Annotated in this window: 3 protein-coding genes; 1 reads left to right on the forward strand and 2 read right to left on the reverse strand. The window is 72.1% G+C overall.

Annotated features, from left to right (window positions below):
- Positions 1–829 (reverse strand): AAA family ATPase (locus tag DEIPI_RS30755; RefSeq protein WP_045234233.1); only part of this gene is annotated, 829 nt, incomplete at its 3' end.
- 3 nt (positions 830–832) lie between these two features.
- A complete protein-coding gene (locus tag DEIPI_RS0112345) occupies positions 833–2,041 on the reverse strand; it encodes an exonuclease SbcCD subunit D (protein WP_027481963.1) in 1,209 nt (402 codons plus the stop codon).
- Positions 2,042–2,163: 122 nt separating this feature from the next.
- Between DEIPI_RS0112345 and DEIPI_RS41420 the strand changes: the two genes are divergently transcribed.
- Positions 2,164–2,898: helix-hairpin-helix domain-containing protein (locus DEIPI_RS41420; protein WP_045234248.1), on the forward strand; the 735-nt coding region annotated here is incomplete at its 3' end.

Raw genomic sequence — 2,898 nt, forward strand, 5'->3', positions numbered from 1 at the left:
GGGCGCGGGCAGCGCGCTCGGCGCCCGCGCGGACGGCCGACTCGCGGTCCTGAAGGCGGGTGAGTTCCGCGCGGCTCGCCACGAGGTTGGCGTGGAGCTCCGCGAGCGCCGTGAGTTCCGTCACGTGCCCGGCGAGGGAGGTACGCTCACGGGTGAGGCGCTCCACCTCGCGGGCGGCCTCGCGGGCCTCCTCGCGCCAGCCTTCGAGCGCCTCGGGCGTGATGCCCGCGTACTCCCCGTCGAGGAGCGTCTGGTTCGCGCGCTGATCGGCGGTGAGCTTCGTGACGCGCTCGCGCGCCACCTCCGCCATGCGGCGGTAGTGGTCGAGGTCGAGGAGCGCGCCGAGCAGTTCCTGCCGTTCACGGCCCGTGCCGCGCAGGAAGCGGTCGAACTGACCCTGCGGGAGGACCACCGCGCGGGTGAAGGAGTCGAAGCCGAGCCCGACGGCCTTCTCGATGCTCGCCTGCGTCTCGGCGCGCTTCGTCTCGGTGAGGCCGACGAAGCGGCCCTCCTGATGGACCTCGAAGCGGACCTCGTTGTCGGCCTGACGGCGGCCCTTGGTGCGCGCGACGCGGTAGCGCTGCCCGCCCGCCTCGAACTCCAGGCTGACCTGCAGGGCCCGCTCGCCCTGCGCGATGAGGGCGTCGTGGCCGGTGCGCCCCAGGCGCGGCGTCTGCCCGTACAGGGCGTACATCATGGCGTCGAGCAGGCTGGACTTGCCGCTGCCCGTGGGACCCTGGATGGCGTAAAGCTCCATGTCCTCGAAGTCGATCTCGGTGTGCTGCCGGAAGCAGGTGAAGCCCTGCACGGCGAGTTTCAGTGGTCGCATGGTTCAGGCTTCCTGTGGGGTGGGCGTGAGGTCCTGGCCCTCCTCGCGGACGAGACGGTCGGCCTCCTCGAAGGCGGCGCGCAGCGCGGACGGCACCTCGGCGACGCCGCGACGCTCGGCGTAGTAGCGTTCGAAGAGCTGCAGGGGCGTGAGGCCCTCACGGCGCTCGGTGCTGGCCGCCACCGCCTCGCCGACCTTCTCCGTCTCGATGGCGAGGGTGTTCGGGAGGGCGCGCAGCACGCGGTCCTTGAGGCCCGGCATGGGCGCGCCGCCGGGAACCTCCACGACGACCTTGAGGAGCCCGCCGAAGTCCGAGGCGGCGGCGAGCTTGCGGTCGAGGTCGTCGAGGTCGGCGCGCACCACCCTGAGGGGCCGCCCCGAGGAGAGCGGCAGCACGTGCACGCGCGCCGGGCGGCCCGGTTCGACCTCGACGAGGTTGACGCTCTTGCGTTCGCCCGCCTCGCCGAAGTCGAGCTGGATGATGCTGCCGGGGTAGTACGCGGGCGGCGTCTCCGAGGGCTGCTGCGGCTTGTGGACGTGTCCGAGCGCGACGTACTGCGCGCCCGCCGGGAAGCTCTGCGGGGAGACGGTGTAGGCGTTGGTGACGTCGAAGAGGAAGTCGCGCTCGCTGCCCGAGGGTCGGCTGCCCTCCACGGTGGTGTGCAGCATGAGGGTGTTCACGGCGTTCGGACGGAAGCCGCGCGAGAGCCGGTCGATGAAGAAGGCCATGCCGTCGCGGTACTTCTGACGCCACTGCCCGACGTCACCGCCGAGGACGTCGCCGAACTTCACGAGGCGCCGTTCGGACAGGAACGGGAAGGCCGCCACGACGAGGTCCGTGCCGTCGCGGGCGGTGACGGTACGGACCACGTCGAGGGGGTTGGGCGTCATCTGCGCGACGAGCTGCGTGCCGACCCAGCCGAGCAGCCCGGAGAGGCCCGCGAGGCGGCTGGCGCTGTCGTGGTTCCCGGCGATGGCGACGGCGGGCACGCCGAGCTCCCTGAGGCGCAGGAAGAACTCGTAGATGGCGGACTCCGCGTCCGCGCTGGGGTTGACGGAGTCGAAGAGGTCCCCGGCGACGAGGACGGCGTCGGCCCGCTCGCTGCGCGCGAGGTCCGCGATCTCGGTGAGGGCCGCGCGGATCTCGGGGGTACGGTCGTAGCCGCGCAGGGTGCGTCCGGCGTGGAAGTCGGCGGTGTGCAGGATCCGCATCCCCGACATTATGCCCCAAACGAAATGAAGGGAAGCCGAAGCCCGTCCCAATCCTCACGTCGACCACGCGCGGTCCGGAAACCGGGGTCGCCCGCGCGCTGCTATGCTGTGAACGGAACGACGTGACGAAGACTCCTGCCCCTGCCCCCTCCAGCCCGGCGCCATTCAAGGTGCGCGGCAGCGTGAACCGCGTCCGCTTCCGCGCCGAGAGCGGCTTCGCGGTCCTCACCGCCTCCATCGAGAACGAGGAGGGCCGCGACACGGACGCCACCCTCGTCGGCATGGTCCCCCCCCTCGACGCCGGGGACACCTTCAGCGCCGAGGTCACGCTGGAGGAGCACAAGGAGTACGGCTACCAGTACCGCGTGCAGACCCTCATCCTCGACGACGTGCCCGTCCAGCTCAGCGAGGAGGGCGTCGCCGCGTACCTGCAGGCGCGCGTCGGCGGCGTCGGCAAGGTCCTCGCGGGGCGCATCGCGCAGCACTTCGGGGCCGCCACCTTCGACATCCTCACCGACGACCCCGACCGCCTGCTGCAGGTTCCCGGCGTCACACGCACCACCCTGCACAAGATCGTGCAGAGCTGGGAGGACGCGGGCGGCGAGCGGCGTCTCATCGCCGGGCTGCAGGGCCTCGGGCTCAGCGTCTCGCAGGCGCAGCGCGCCCTGAAGCACTTCGGGTCGAGCGCCCTGGAACGGCTGCGGCAGGACATCTACGCCCTCACCGAGATCGAGGGCGTGGGCTTCCTCACCGCCGACAAGCTCGCCGAGGCGCAGGGCGTCGCGCGGGACGACCCGCGCCGCCTCACCGCCGCCGCCGTGTACGCCCTGCAGCAGGCGCAGCTCGCCGGGGGGCAC

The sequence above is a fragment of the Deinococcus pimensis DSM 21231 genome, from assembly GCF_000519345.1.
Lineage (GTDB): Bacteria > Deinococcota > Deinococci > Deinococcales > Deinococcaceae > Deinococcus_A > Deinococcus_A pimensis.